Origin of the sequence: Sorangium sp. So ce836 (assembly GCF_028553905.1) — a bacterium.
GTDB lineage: Bacteria > Myxococcota_A > Polyangia > Polyangiales > Polyangiaceae > Sorangium > Sorangium cellulosum_D.
The window spans coordinates 2045616-2061182 of the sequence record NZ_CP102233.1 but is presented as its reverse complement, the minus strand read 5'-3'; the positions used below and the strand labels follow the sequence as shown (position 1 = coordinate 2061182).

The window sequence follows — 15567 nt, the reverse complement described above, 5'->3', positions numbered from 1 at the left end:
GGCTCGCGTTGTCGCCGGCGAGCCGCTCGATCATGAACAGTGTCCTCTTGCATCGGTCGCTACTGGTCCTTCCTGGGGCGGAACCCCCTCGGCTGCCGCGCGTCTCGCGTGGCCGCAGCGGCCTCGTCGCTTCGAGGCGCGATGACCCGGAGCGGCGCGCGCACGACGAGCAGCCATGGGGACTCGCCGGCCCACCGCTGCCCGCTGTCACATCTCTACATCTCTATCTCTCAAGCAGCCGACGTGCCAGGTCGATGCGGCTCGGATTCAGGCGATCCAGCTCAGCAGGGCAGCGCAACGAACCGATCCCGAAAAGGATGCCCACGATCGAACAGAGCACGCTCTGGCTGGCAGAGCCCGACGGCTAGACCGGCGAGTCGTCGGGAGGTCCGCCAGGCTCCATCACCATCAGGCGCGGCCTGGGCTTTCCTGTCAGGAGCGTCTGGGAAGTCCACCGTAAGCTCAGGTCACTTGCGAGGCACCATCCCAGCACTAGGGTAAATCCACGCGTGGCGTCGCGGCACTTACGCTCGTGCCGCGCGTCGGACCGGCGACATGCAGTTCGGACCGCCGCATGATCGATCCTGATTCGACGACGGGGAGAACCTCGCCAGCCTGGAGAACACATGCCCGCGTGCCCAGGACAGGCCTCCTCCAAGCATGAGCTCGGTAGCCACCGAGTTGTGCTTGCCTATCTGGCGCATCAAATCTGCTCATCGGAGGGACCAGGATGATGGGTCAAGCGACGGACGAAGCCGCTCGGCGCGCAGCCGTACGAACAGAAGAAGAGATCCAGACTTGGCTCATCGATCGGTTGGTTGCGCTGGCGCGGCTACCTTTGCGATCGGTCGATACCGGCGAGCGGTTCAGCCGCTATGGGCTCGATTCGCTCAGTGCGATGCACCTGCTCGCCGACCTGTCTCAGGCGCTCGGGCGCGACCTGCCGCCCACCCTGCTCTGGGAGCACCCGACGATTGACGCCTTGTCTCGGTACCTTGCTGGTTTGATGGGTGCGGCGGCCGCCAAAGGCGCAGACTCGCCGGCTTCGCCCGAGGACGTGAGCGCGGTCCAGCCCTCGGCGCGCGAGCCCATCGCCGTCATCGGCATGGCCTGCCGGCTTCCAAGAGCGCCCGACATCGAGGAGTTCTGGCGGCTACTTCGGGAGGGAGTGGACGCCATCACCGAGGTCCCCCGCGCTCGGTGGAACGCTGACGCGCTGTTCGATCGCGAGCTGGCCGCGCCCGGCAAGATGAACACCCGCTGGGGCGGGTTCCTCGACCACGTGGACCAGTTCGACCCGCTCTTCTTCGGGATATCCCCCCGAGAGGCGGTTCACATGGATCCGCAGCAGCGGCTCATGCTGGAGCTGGCCTGGGAGGCGCTCGAGGACGCGGGTCTCGTGGCAGGAGAGCTCAAGGGGAGCCGAACAGGCGTCTTCTTCGGCGTGGTCTGGACCGATTATGCTGCGCTGGCGCAGCAGGCCGGCGCCGCGGCCGTCGCGCAGCACACGGTGACCGGCCTTCATCACAGCATCGTCGCGAACCGCGTATCCTACGTGCTCGGCTTGCAGGGGCCGAGCCTGGCGCTCGACACCGCCTGCTCCTCTTCCCTCGTGGCCGTACACCTCGCGTGCGAGAGCCTGCGCCGCGGCGAATCGACGCTCGCGTTGGCCGGCGGTGTCAACCTGAATATCGTCCCAGAGAGCACGATGCAAGTGTCCAAGTTCGGTGGCTTGTCGCCGGACGGACGGTGCTTCACCTTCGACGCGCGCGCGAACGGGTACGTTCGTGGCGAGGGCGGAGGCGTGATGCTGCTGAAGCCGCTCTCCCGCGCGCTCGCGGACGGCGATCCCATCGTCTGCGTGATCCGCGGCAGCGCTGTTAACAATGACGGAGCCAGCAGCGGGTTGACCGCGCCGAACCCGAGCGCCCAGGTGGACGTGCTGCGCGCTGCCCTCCGGCAGGCCGGCGTGGATCCCGCGGCCGTCGATTATGTGGAGGCCCACGGCACGGGGACATTGCTTGGCGATCCAATCGAAGCAGCGGCGCTGGGCTCCGTTTTCGGAGCAGCCAGGCCGGCCGAGCGGCCGCTCCTCGTCGGCTCCGTCAAGACGAACATCGGCCACCTGGAGGCCGCCTCGGGTATCGCCGGCCTCATCAAGGTCGCGCTCTGCATCAAGCATCGAGAGCTGCCGCCCAGCCTGCACTTCGAGACGCCGAACCCGTACATCCCGTTCAACGAGCTCCACCTCTCGGTTCAGCGTACGATCAGCGCCTGGCCAGATACGGACAGGCTCGCGACGGCGGGGGTCAGCGCGTTCGGCTTCGGAGGGACGAACTGTCACGTCGTGCTCCAGGAGTGGCCGGCGCCGCAGGCAGAGCTCCTGCCGCTCTCCGCAGAGCGCCCGGACGCGCTGCGGACAGCCGCGCAGAAGCTCCTCGGGCACCTGCCCCCGGCAGAGGCGCGCAGCTCGGTCCAGGAGCTCTGCCGCGCGCTGGCGCTCCGCTCCAGCGATGGCGACCACCGCCTCGCCATCACGGCACGCTCCTGTCGCGAGCTCAGGCAAAAGCTCCAGCGCTGCGTTGATGGCGAACCAGGACCGGAGCCGAACGGCATCGCGGGCGGACCCGGGATCGCGTCGGGCATCGCGGCGCAGGGGCGCCTCGGAAAGCCGGTCTTCGTCTTCTCGGGTCAGGGCTCGCAGTGGCTGGGCATGGGGCGCTCCCTGCTCGCGCGCGAGCCGCTGTTCCGGGCCGTCCTCGGGGATTGCGATCGGCTCATCCGGCGGTACGTGGGCTGGTCCCTGCTCGATGAGCTGACAGCGGGCAGCGAGCGCGCGCGGATGATGGATGAGATCGACGTCAGCTGCCCGGCCATCGTGTCGATCCAGGTCGCGCTCGCGGCGCTGTGGCGCTCGTGGGGCATCGAGCCCGCGCTCGTGGTCGGACACAGCATCGGCGAGGTCGCGGCGGCGCATGTCGCTGGCGCCCTGAGCCTCGAGGACGCCATGCTCGTCATCTCCACGCAGGGCCGCCTGATTCGCCGCATCCGGGGCCAGGGAGCCATGGGGCTCGTGGCGCTGCCGTGGGACGAGGCCGGCGAGGCGCTGGCCGGCCGTGAAGGGCGCCTCTGCCGTGCGATCCACGCGAGCCCCGACGCAACGGTCCTGAGCGGAGAGCCAGAGGCGCTGGCCGAGGTCTTCGCCACGCTCGGGCAGCGCGGCGTCTTCTGCCGCCAGGTGAACGTGGACGTCGCGGCCCATAGCCCGCAGGTCGATCCCCTCCGTGAGGATCTGCTCGAGGCGCTGCAGCGCGTATCGGCACACCCGGCGCGCGTACCCATCTGCTCAGGCGTGACCGGCTCGACCTTGGAGGGCGAGCGGTTCGACGCCTCGTACTGGGCGAGGAACCTGGCCGAGCCGGTGCGCTTCGCCGACGCGATGGCGTCGCTGATTCAGCAGGGACACAGCGTCTTCGTCGAGATCAGCCCGCACCCGCTGCTGAAGCACGCGGTCACGTCGAGCCTCAACCACGCCGGACAGCGCGGCGTCGTTCTGGCCTCGCTCCGCCGGGACGAGGACGAGCGCGCCGCGCTGCTCGACGCTGTCGGAGCGCTCTATGCGTCGGGCCATCCCGTGAGGTGGAGCGAGATCTGTCCCGCCGCGGGAACGGGCGTGGACGCGCTCGATCTCATGGCGGACACCCCGGCTCCGGCGAGCGACGCCGCCCCGGGCTCCGTTCCGGAACCCGAGCCCCATGAGAGCTGGTATGTGCTGCCGCTGTCCGCGCACTGCCCGGAGGCGCTGTCCGCCCACGCGGACGCGTACCTTTCGTTGCTGTCCCGAGCTTGGCCGTCCGGCGCCCGGAGCATCCGCGATATCGCCTATACGGCCGGCGCCCGGCGGAGTCACCACGATCACCGCCTCGCGGCGGTGGCGTGCTCGCCAGAGGGCCTGGTCGCATCCCTCGGGACGTTCGTGCGAGGAGGGGAAATGCGCTCGGGGCTCGTGCACGGCCAGGCGGGGCCCCGGGCGCAGCGCAAGGTGGTGTTCATCTTCTCGGGCCAGGGATCTCAGTGGGCGGGTATGGGCCGCGAGCTCCTCGCGCGAGAGCCTGTCTTTCGCGCCGCAGTCGAGAGGATCGACGCGCTCGTGGCCCGGCGCGCGGGCTTTTCGATCCTGCGAGAGCTCGCCGCGCCCGAAGATCGGTCGCGCCTGCACGGGACCGACGTGGCCCAGCCCGCGATCTTCGCGCTGCAGGCCGCGCTGTCGACGCTCTGGGCGTCGTGGGGCATCGCGCCCGACGCGGTCGTGGGGCACAGCGTCGGCGAGGTCGCGGCGGCGCACGTGGCCGGCGCGCTGGGCCTGGATGAGGCGGTCCGCCTCGTGTGCGCGCGCGGGCGCGTCATGCAGCAGGCAGCGGGGCTCGGGAAGATGGCGTCTGTCGCGCTCGGCGCCGAGGAGGCGGCGCGCGCCCTGCGCGGTGTGCGCGGTGTCGAAGAGCGGGTGTGCATCGCGGCCATCAACGACCCCGGCGCGGTGGTGCTCTCAGGCGCCACCGCGACGCTCGAAGAGGCGGTGGCGAGGCTGAAGCAGCAGGGCGTGCGCTGCTGCTACCTGCCAGGCAGCCACGCGTTCCACAGCCCGCAGATGGCTCCGCTCGCGGGCGAGCTGCTCGAAGCGCTCGGCGCCATGGCGCTGGATGGCCCGAAGCTGCCGCTGTACAGCACGGTGACGGGCGCCAGGCTCTCGGACGTCGAGCTCGACGTCGCTTACTGGGCGAGAAACCTCCGGGAGCCGGTCCGGTTCGCGAGCGCGATCGGCGCCGCGATCGATGACGGGTACCGGGTGTTCCTGGAGCTCGGACCTCACCCGGTCCTGTCCAGCAACGTGGAGCAGTGCCTCGCGGCGCGGGCGGTCGAGGGGCGCGCCGTTTCCACGCTGCGGCGCGGGCGGGAGGAGCGGCGGAGCCTCCTCGAAGCGCTCGGAGCGCTGTACGTGTGCGGCTGCGCGGTGGACTGGGAGCGCCTGTATCCGTCGGGAGGGCGCGTCGTCTCGGTGCCGCGGTATCCGTGGCAGCGGAAGCGCTACTGGCTCGATCCGGGACCGGCAGCGCACGCGGCCCCTCGGGGCGCGGCGTCAGGACACCCTCTCCTCGGGGCGAGGCTGCCGGTGGCGACGGTGGGAGCCGCCTTCGAGGCCGCGCTCAGCGCGGAGACGGCGCCGTACCTCGCCGATCATCGCGTCTTCGACGAGGTGGTGCTGCCAGGGGCGGCCGTGCTGGAGATGGCGCGCGCGGCCGCGGCGTCGCGCTTCGGCCATGAGCGGGTGAGCGTCGAGGACCTCCTGCTCCAGGCACCGCTGCTCTTGCCGGAGACCGGCGGCGTGCGCGTGCAGGTCGTGCTGTCGGCGGAGGCAGGACAGGACACCACCGTGACCGTGTGCAGCCAGACGCTCGAGGCGGCGCCGGAGCACGCGTGGACGGTTCACGCCAAAGGGCGCGTGCAGCCGTGGTCCGAGGAGGCGTGTTGGACCGCCGTGGATCTCGGCGCCGTGCAGGCGCGCTGCCAGGCGGTCGTGCCGGCGGCAGACATGTACGCGGCCTGTGGCGATGCGGGGCTCGCGTATGGACCGGCATTCCAGGGGATCACGGCGCTCTGGCGAGGCCACCGCGAAGCGATCGCGCAGGTGACGCTCCCGGCGCGCGAGCTCGAGGACGCCGGGGCCTACGGGGTTCACCCGGCGCTGCTCGACGCGGCGCTGCAAACGCTGCTCGCCGCGCTCGATCCCTGGTGCGCGTCGGCGCCTTCGGCGGTCCTGCCCGTCGGGGTGTCCGGCTTTCGCGTGTGGCAGCCAGGAGCGACGGTCGCGTGGGCGCACGCTCGCGTCCAACGAGCAGCGGAGCCCGGCGCCCCGGTCATGTCGGGCGACGTCGCGCTCCTGGACGCGCTGGGCCGGCCCATCGCCGAGGTATCGGGGATCCGGCTGAAGCACGCCGATCGCGCGGCGCTGCGCGCGGCGGACAGCCAGGCGCCCCTGGAGCGGCTGTATCGGCTGAGCTGGATGGAGGCGCCGCAGGCCTCGGGCGAACAGACGCCGAAGGAGCGCTGGCTCGTGCTGACCGACGGCTCGGCCGTCGGGGAAGCGCTGGTGGAGCGCCTGCGATCCTCGGGCGCGACCTGCGTCGTCGTGGCGCGAGGGCCGTGGCAGGTGACGCGCGACCGCGGCGCGGCGGGGGCGAGCCGGATGTTTCCCGAGGCGCTCGATGCAGCGCTCGCCGACGAGCCGGCGGGCGCGCCGCTCCAGGGTGTCGTGGTCCTGTGGGACGTGACACCGTCCCCAGCGCTGGCGGGGTCGCCCGCGGAGCGCGCGGATGAGCTCGCGGCGGCCGGCCTGCACCTCGTGCGGACCCTGGCCCGGCGCGCGGCGCCGGCCCTGGCCCGGCGCGCGGCGCCGGCGGGGGCTCGGCTCTGGTGGGTCACTCGGGGCGCCCAGGCCGTGGAGCCCGGCGATGTCTCCGACGTGGCGCAGGCGCCGCTCTGGGGGCTCGGGCGGGTGGCGATGCAGGAGCACCCGGAGCTCGGGTGCACGCTGGTGGATCTCGATCCGTCCGCCCGAACCGAGGACATGGCAGCGGCCCTGATGCGGGAGCTCACGAGCGCCGACGGAGAGACGCAGGTAGCGCTGCGCGCCGGCAGGCGGCGCGTCGCTCGGCTCGTGAGGGCGGACGCGGCGGCCGGGCTCGCGATCCCCGAGGCGGTGTCCTATCGGCTGGAGCACGGGCGAAGAGGCCTCCTGAGCGAGCTGCACCTGGCCGCAGCGGAGCGCCGGGCGCCCGGGCCGGGCGAGGTCGAGATCGAGGTGACCGCCTCCGGGCTGAACTTCCGCGACGTGCTCGCGGCGCTCGACGTGTACCGCGGCGAAGCCGGACCGCTGGGCAACGAGTGCGCGGGGGTGATCGCGGCGGTGGGCCAGGGGGTCGATCGCCTCTCGGTGGGCGATCGTGTCATGGCGATCGCCAGGGGCACCTTCCAGCGGTACGTGACCGCCGACGCGCGCCTCGTCGCCCCGCAGCCGGCGGGGATGACGCCCGCGCAAGCAGCGACGGTGCCTGTCGCGTTCCTGACCGCCTGGCATGCGCTGCACGACCTGGGGCAGCTCCAGGCAGGGGAGCGGGTCTTGATCCACGCCGCCGCCGGGGGCGTGGGCATGGCGGCGGTGCAGATCGCCGCGTGGCTCGGGGCCGAGGTGTTCGCCACGGCGAGCCCGCCGAAGTGGCCGGTGATCGAGGCGATGGGGGTACGGCACAGGGCCAGCTCGAGGTCGCCTGAGTTCGCTGCTCTGTTCCGGGCAGCGACGCAGGGCGCCGGCATGGATGTCGTGCTCAACTCCCTCGCGGGCGAGCACGTCGACGCGGGCCTGTCGCTGCTCTCTCCAGGCGGCCGCTTCCTGGAGATGGGCAAGACCGACGTCCGATCGAGCGAGGTGATCGCCAGGGACTACCCCGGGGTGCGCTACTGCGCCTTCGATCTCTGGGAGGTGGGGCCAGAGCGGATCCAGGCGATGCTCGAGCTCCTGCTCGAGGGGTTCGCGTCAGGGCGGCTGCGCCCGCTGCCCGTGCGAACGTTCGCGATGAGCGACGCAGAGGCAGCCTTCCAGCTCATGGCGCAGGCTAGGCACACCGGCAAGGTCGCGCTCTTGCCGGCGCCGGGGCCGCGGATCATGGCGGACTGCTCCGTGTTGATCACGGGCGGGCTCGGGGCCCTCGGGCTCCACACGGCGCGCTGGCTCGCTGAAGAGCACCGGGTGCGGCACCTCGTGCTCGCCGGCCGCCGCGCCCCGGACCGCGAGGGCGCGGCGGCGATAGAGGCGCTGCGGGCCAGAGGGGCGCTCGTCACCGTGGCCCAGATCGATGTCGCCGACGCGACCGCGGTGCGCTCGCTGCTCGCCTCGCTCCCGCGGCACCTGCCGCTCAGGGGCGTCATCCACGCGGCGGGGGTGCTGGACGACGGCATGCTCGCCGACCAGGACGCCTCGCGCCTCTCGGCGGTGCTCTCGCCGAAGGTGCGCGGCGCATGGAACCTGCACAGCGAGACCCGGCACATGCCGCTCGACTTCTTCGTGCTGTTCTCCTCGGTGGCGTCGCTCCTGGGCCCGCCTGGCCAGGGCAGCTATGCGGCGGCCAACGCGTTCATGGACGCCCTGGCGCACCTCCGGCGCGCCGAGGGGCTCCCGGCGCAGAGCGTGAACTGGGGGCCTTGGTCCGGAGGCGGCATGGCCGGGAAGCTGGGGGAGGCCCACAAGGCGCGCCTCGCTCGGCAGGGAATCGGCACGCTGCCGCCGTCCGAGGCCGTCGCGCTCCTCGGGCGCGCGATGTCGCGCGGAGAGACGCAGCTCGGGCTGCTGTCGCTCGACGCGCGGGCAGCGAGGCTTTCGTTCGCTGCCGCGAGCGACGTGCCGCCGCTGTGGCGAGCGCTGGTCGCGCCGTCGCCCGCACGATCCCCGGCGGCAGACGCGGGCGCGTACACGGCGCGGCTCGCCTCGCTGCCCAGAGCGGCGCGACCGGCGGCGATCGAGGCTGTGGTGCGCGCCGAGGTGGCGAAGGTGCTGTCCCTTGGATCCCCCGACGACATCAGCGCCGAACGACCTCTCCAGGAGATGGGCCTCGACTCGCTGATGGCCGTGGAGCTGCGCAACGCGCTCTCGGCGCGCGTCGGTCAGCCGCTCCCCGCGACCCTGGTGTTCGACTGCTCGACGGTGGCGGCGCTGGCGCGTTACCTGCTCGAGAAGGCGCTGCCGGAGCCGACGACCGGCGCCGCGCCGCCGCCGCCCGCGGCGCGCGCCGCGGACAACGAGCCGATCGCGATCGTGGGCCTCGGCTGTCGTTTCCCGGGCGGCGTGCGGGATCCTGAGGGCTTCTGGCGGCTGCTGGACGAGGGGGTGGATGCGATCCGGGAGGTCCCGAAGGATCGCTGGGACGTCGACGCCTACTACGATCCCGACCCCGACGCGGTCGGGAAGACGTACACCCGCTCGGGCGGCTTCCTCTCCGAGGTGGACAAGTTCGACCCGGGCTTCTTCAGGATCTCGCCGCGAGAGGCGGCCCGGATGGATCCGCAGCAGCGCCTCCTGCTCGAGACGAGCTGGGAGGCGCTGGAGCGGGCCGGGCTGCCGCAGCAGCGCCTGATGGGCAGCGACACCGGGGTGTTCGTGGGGCTCATGTACCACGACTACGGCGTGTTGACCTCGGGCGCGCCCGAGCAACTCGACGGGTACGTGGCCATCGGATGCGCGGCGAGCGTGGCGTCAGGTCGAATCTCGTACCTCCTGGGTCTCAGGGGCCCAGCCATGACGGTGGACACGGCGTGCTCCTCGTCGCTCGTAGCCGTCCATCTGGCCTGCCAGAGCCTGCGGGCCCGGGAGTGCTCTCTGGCCCTGGCGGGCGGCGCGACGCTGGTGCTGCTCCCCGACATCTTCGTGGAGTTCAGCCGCCTGCGCGCCCTCGCGCCGGACGGCCGCTGCAAGCCCTTCGACGCATCCGCCGACGGCGTGGCCTGGAGCGAGGGCTGCGGCATCGTCGTGCTGAAGCGCCTGTCCGACGCCGAGCGCGACGGAGATCCAGTCCTCGCGGTGATCCGCGGCTCGGCCGTCAACCAGGATGGGCGCAGCAACGGGCTCACCGCGCCGAACGGCCCGGCGCAGGAGGAGGTGATCCGGCGCGCGCTCGCGCAGGCGGCCGTGGCGCCGTCCGCGGTGGGTTACGTCGAGGCACACGGCACGGGCACGCCGCTGGGAGACCCCATCGAGCTCCTGGCGCTCGGGAGGGCGCTGAGCGCCGGGCGCACGCCGGACCGACCCGTGGTGGTGAGCTCGGTGAAATCCAACATCGGGCACACCCAGGCGGCCGCGGGGGTAGCCGGAGTCATCAAGGCGGTGCTCGCGCTCCAGCATCAGCGCATCCCGCGGATGGTGCACTTCACCACGCCCTCGCCGCACGTCGCCTGGCAGGAGCTCCCGCTGCAGGTGGCCGCCGAGTCGGTGCCGTGGCCGGCCACCGGAGCGCCGCGGATCGCCGGCGTGAGCTCCTTCGGGATCAGCGGGACCAACGCCCACGTGGTGCTCGAGGAGGCGCCACGGAGCGCCGCAGCGTCGCCCACGGCGACGCGCGCCGTCACGCTCCTGCCCATCTCGGCGAGGAGCCCGGAAGCTCTCGCGGCGATGGCCCGGGATTACCGGGCCTGCCTCGCCCAGGCGACCTCCGAGGCCCCGGCGACGCTCCATGACGTGGCGTATACGGCGAGCGTGCGGCGCAGCCATCATGAGCACCGCCTCGCGCTTCTCGGGAGCAGCTGGGAAGAGCTCGTCACGTCGCTCGACGCCTTTCTCTCCGGCGAGCCGCGCGCTTCCGTCATGCAGGGGCAGGCGGCGCCCGGGAACCGGCAGCCCAGGGTGGTGTTCGTGCTTGCTGGGCAAGGCTCCCAGTGGGCGGGAATGGGCCGAGAGCTGCTCGCCGAGGAGCCGGTCTTCCGGGCCGCGCTCGAGCGATGCGAGCCGCTCGTGCAGCGCCATGGTGGCTTCTCTCTGATCGACGAGCTCGCCGCGACGGAGGCGACCTCCCGCCTCGACGAGACCTTCGTGGCGCAGCCGGCCCTCTTCGCCCTCCAGGTGGCGCTGGCAGAGCTCTGGAGCGCATGGGGCGTGACGCCCGACGCGGTGATCGGGCACAGCGTGGGCGAGGTGGCCGCCGCACACCTCGCCGGGATCCTGAGCCTGGATGACGCTGTCCGCCTCGTGGTCTCCCGCGGACGCGTCATGCAGCGTGCGACGGGCCTCGGGAGGATGGCGGCTGTCGCGCTGCCGGCGGAGGAGGCGGCGCGCGCCCTCCGTGGCGTCGAGGACCAGGTGTCTGTCGCCGCCGTCAACGATCCCGGCTCGGTCGTGCTGTCCGGCGACGGGGCGGCGCTCCGGCGCGTGGTGAAGCGCCTCGCGCAGCGGAAGGTGCACTGCCGCATGCTCCGGGTCAATTACGCCTTCCACAGCCCGCAGATGGCCCCGTTCCAGCAGGAGCTCCTGAGCGCCGTCGGCGCGCTCGAGCCGCGCCGCCCGGAGCGCCCGATGTACAGCACGGTCACCGGTGCGAGGGTCGACGGAGAGCTCGATCTGCAGCACTGGGCGGACAACATCCGAGCACCGGTCGAGTTCGCCCGCGCCGTCGAGGCGTCGATCGCCGACGGTCATGATGTGTTCTTGGAGGTGGGGCCTCATCCGGTCCTCTCCGTTCACCTTCGGGCGTGCCTTTCCTCGCGAGCGGAACAAGGTCATGTCCTTGCCTCGCTGCAGCGCGGTCAGGAGGAGCGGCGGAGCCTGCTGCGGTCGCTGGGCGCGCTGTACACCACGGGCCGGCCCGTGGCGTGGGAGCGCCTTTACCCCGCGGGCGGGCGCTGCGTCGCGCTTCCGACATACCCCTGGCAGCAGCAGCGTTGCTGGTTCGAGTGGGGCTCGCCGGGCGGAAGCGCCCCGGTGCGCCCCAGGAGCGCTGGCTCGAGCGCTGGCTCGAGGGACGAGGGCCACCCGCTCCTCGGCGCGCCCCTGCCCGAATCGGAGCATCCTGAGACCCGCTCCTGGGAGCAGACCCTGAGCGCGGGGGCGCTGCCTTACCTGTCAGATCACCGACTGCACGGCGAGGCCGTGCTGCCCGGGGCCGCCTACGTCGAGATGGCGCTCTCCGCCGCCGCAGGGGCCGGCCGCGCCGGGACGCCGGCGCTGGAGCACGTGCGGTTCGAGCGCATGCTCGTCATCCCGCCGAAGGGCGGGCGCACGGTGCAGGTGACCCTCGCCATGGAGCGCCACGACCATGCCTCGTTCCAGATCCTGAGCCGCGAGGCCTGCGGCGCGTCCTGGCAGCGGCACGCCGCGGGACGGCTCCGCTGGAGCGACGGGGCCGCAGGAGCGCATCCGACGAAGGAAGCGCCGCACCGGATTCAGCAGCGGTGTCCGAGGCCGATGCGCGGCGCCGAGCACTACCAGCACATGAAGGCGCTTGGGCTCGATTACGGCGCTTGTTTTCAGGGCGTGCAGGAGCTGTGGGTCGGCTCGGGCGAGATCCTGGGCCGGGTGCGTCTTACGGACGCGCTGGCGGGGCAGGACGGCGCTTACCAGCTGCATCCGGCCTTCCTCGACGCGTGCCTCCAGGTGCTGGGCGCCTCGCTGGCCGCAGAGGCGCGCGCGCCCGTCGACGGCCGGCTCGTCGTGCCCGTGGGCCTGCGCCACGCGCGCGTCTACGGCCGGCCCGGCCAGGAGGTGTGGGTGCACGCGCGGCTCTCGGCCGGGCCGGCCGCGGCCGACGGCGAGCTCACCGGCGACGTGGACCTGCTCGAGGACGACGGGAGGGTCGTCGCCGAGGTCCACGGGCTTCGTGCCCAGCGGCTCGCCCGCGGCGCCCTTCCCCAGGCGGCGCCCGCCGGAGGAGAGGCGCCGCTGTTCGCGCTCGAGTGGCAACGCAAGGAGCCCCTGGCCCGGGCACCCGAGGTGCGACGTGCGACGGGCGTCCTCCTGCTCTTCACGGATCGGGGCGGTACAGGGGCGGCCGTCGCTTCCCTGCTGCACGAGCGCGGGGAACCCTGCGTGCAGGTCGTCGCGGGGCAGCGGTATGCTCGCCTCGCGCCCGGATCCTACGAGATCGACCCAGCCCATCCGGGCGCGTTTCATGCGCTGCTCCGCGATGCGCTCGGCAAAGATCTTCCATGTCGAGGCGTCGTGCACCTCTGGAGCCTGGATGCGACGGCGGCGGCGGACACGACGCCCGAGTCGCTGGAAGCGGATCTGCGCCTCGGCAGCCTGAGCGCGCTGCTCCTGTCGCAGGCGCTCGTGCATCGAGGTGGCCGCGATACGCCGAGGCTCTTCCTGGTGACGCGCGGAGCGCAAGCGGCGGGGCTGGAGGGCGGCGCTGCCTCGGTGTCCCAGGCGCCGCTCTGGGGCCTAGGCCGGACGCTGGCGCTCGAGCACCCCGAGCTCGCGTGCACCAACGTGGATCTGAGCCCGGTGAGCTCGCCGGGAGAGGCGCGATCGCTGCTCCGGGAAATCGAGCTCGGGGATCGCGAGGATCAGATCGCGCTGCGCGCGGACGGCCGCTTCGCGGCGCGCCTCGTGCGCACCTCGCTCGCGAGCGAGGCCGGGACCGCGGTCCACCCCGCCCTGGAGCCGGCCAGGGATCGGCCGTTCCGTCTCGAGATCCAGGAGCCCGGCGTGCTGGAGCGGCTCAGCCTGCGGGAGATCCCGCGCCGCCGTCCAGGCCAGGGGGAGGTGGAGATCGAGGTCGAGGCCGCCGGGGTGAACTTCCTCGATGTGCTCCTCGCTCTTGGGGTCATGCCCGACGACACTGCGGAGGCCAGCGGCGCGTCACCCAGCCTCGGGGGCGAGTGCGCCGGGCGCGTCGTCGCGCTGGGCGAGGGGGTCACGGACCTCGAGGTAGGCTGCGAGGTGTTCGCGCTGGCCCCCTGGAGCTTCAGCTCGTTCGTGACGACGAGACGCTCGTTCGTCGCTCGCTGGCCCGAGCGCCTGAGCTGCGAGCAGGCCGCGACGATCCCCATCGCCTTTCTGACGGCCTACTACGCGCTCGCGTACGTCGGCAGGCTCCGCGAGGGCGAGCGTGTCTTGATCCACGCGGGCGCCGGCGGGGTCGGAATGGCCGCCATCGCGTGGGCGAAGCACGTCGGCGCCGAGATCTTCGCCACCGCCGGGAACGACGAGAAGCGCAATCTTCTGCGCTCGCTCGGCGTCCAGCATGTGATGAGCTCGCGATCACTCGAGTTCGTGGACGAGGTGCGGCGGATCACGAACGGCGAAGGGATCGATGTGGTCCTGAACTCGCTGTCGGGGGAGTTCATCGACGCGAGCTTCGGGCTCCTGCGGGATCACGGCCGGTTCGTGGAGATCGGAAAGAGGGACTACTACGAAGACAGGAAGCTCGGGCTCAGGCCGTTCCTCCGGAACCTCTCGTTCTCTCTGGTCGATCTACGGGCGATGCTGACCCAGCGACCGGAGCTCGTTTCATCGCTCCTCGAGGAGGTCGTGCGCCTCTTCGACGCTGGCGTGCTCGGGCCCGTCCCCTGCCGCTCGTTTCCGATCGCGGAGGCGGTCCAGGCCTTCAGCACGCTGGCGCAGGCGAAGCATGTCGGCAAGATCGCCCTGACGATGCGGGATCCGGAGGTGCGGATCGCGCCGGCCTTCCCGGCGGACCGCCCGCGCATCCGGGCGGACGGCAGCTATCTGATCACGGGCGGGCTCGGTGGCCTCGGGCTCTCGCTCGCGCAGTGGCTGGCCGCGCAGGGCGCCCGCCACCTGGCGCTCGTGGGGCGGCGCGGCGCCTCCGCGGCGGCCCGCGCCGTCATCGCCGCGATCGAAGGGGCGGGTGCGCAGGTGGAGGTGATCCAGGCGGACGTGTCGCAGTACGACGAGGTCTCCGCCGTGATGCGGGAGCTCGGCCGCCGCCTGCCGCCGCTTCGCGGCGTCGTCCACGCGGCCGCGGTCCTCGACGATCGACGAGCCGCGGACCTGTCGACGGAGAGCTTCCGGAACGTGATGAAGCCCAAGGCGCTCGGCGCGTGGAACTTGCACGCACTGACCCGGGACATGCCGCTCGACTTCTTCGTGCTGTACTCGTCGGCAGCGTCGCTCCTCGGCGCCGCCGGACAGGCAAACTACGCAGCCGCCAACGCGTTCCTCGACGCGCTCTCGCACCACCGCTGCCGGACTGGCTTGCCGGCGATGAGCATCAACTGGGGGCCGTTCTCCGAGGTCGGGCTCGCGGCGGCGGACGACAGCCGCGGCAAGCGGCTCGCGAGTCGGGGCATGCGGAGCCTCACGCCGGCAGAAGGGTTGGAGGCGCTGGGACGCCTCCTCGCGCGTCCGACGGCGCAGATCGGGATCTTCGAGCTGAACGTCCGCCAGTGGCTGGAGTTCTACCCGGTCGCCGCGCGCTCGCCGCTCTGGGCAGAGCTCTTGAAAGAGCAGGACCCTGGAGCGCCGAGGTCTTCGGGAGCGCTCAGCACGAGGAGGGCGCTGGAGGATGCGCGACCCGAGGAGCGAGTGACGATCCTGGAGGAGCACCTGAGCGAGCAGCTCTGCCGTGTGCTGTATCTGCCGGCGTCCCAGGTGGACAGGACCACCGGGTTCAGCAGCCTCGGGGCGGACTCCCTGAGTAGCCTGGAGCTCCGTAATCGGATAGAGGCCAGCCTCGGGATCAAGCTGCCGGCCACATTGCTGTTCATGTGCCCTAACCTGACGTCGCTGGCTCGCCACCTGATGGAGGAGATGGGGCTCTCCGTCGAGACCAGCGGCGCAGCGGCTCCGGCAGGCGAGGGCGATGCGCCGTGCCGCTTCACGGAGGAGGTGGAGAAGCTCTCGGAGGATGAGCTGCTCGCGCTCTTCGACGACAAGCCCGCCGGTTGAACGCGCTCATCACGTGGCCAGTCCGGCCGCGCTGACGCTGCCGAGATCACCACCACGGACGAGCTTTCGCCGGAAAGGAAGGCTCATGCGGGCACGAACGCTCGCGCCCCGCTGGCCGG

1 protein-coding gene is annotated in these 15567 nt (G+C 72.1%); it reads left to right on the top strand.

The annotated features are described in order from the left end of the window. Positions 1 to 730: 730 nt before the first annotated feature. Positions 731 to 15448, top strand: a complete 14718-nt coding sequence (locus NQZ70_RS07455; RefSeq protein WP_129573600.1) for a type I polyketide synthase — start codon at positions 731 to 733, stop codon at positions 15446 to 15448. Positions 15449 to 15567: the final 119 nt, after the last annotated feature.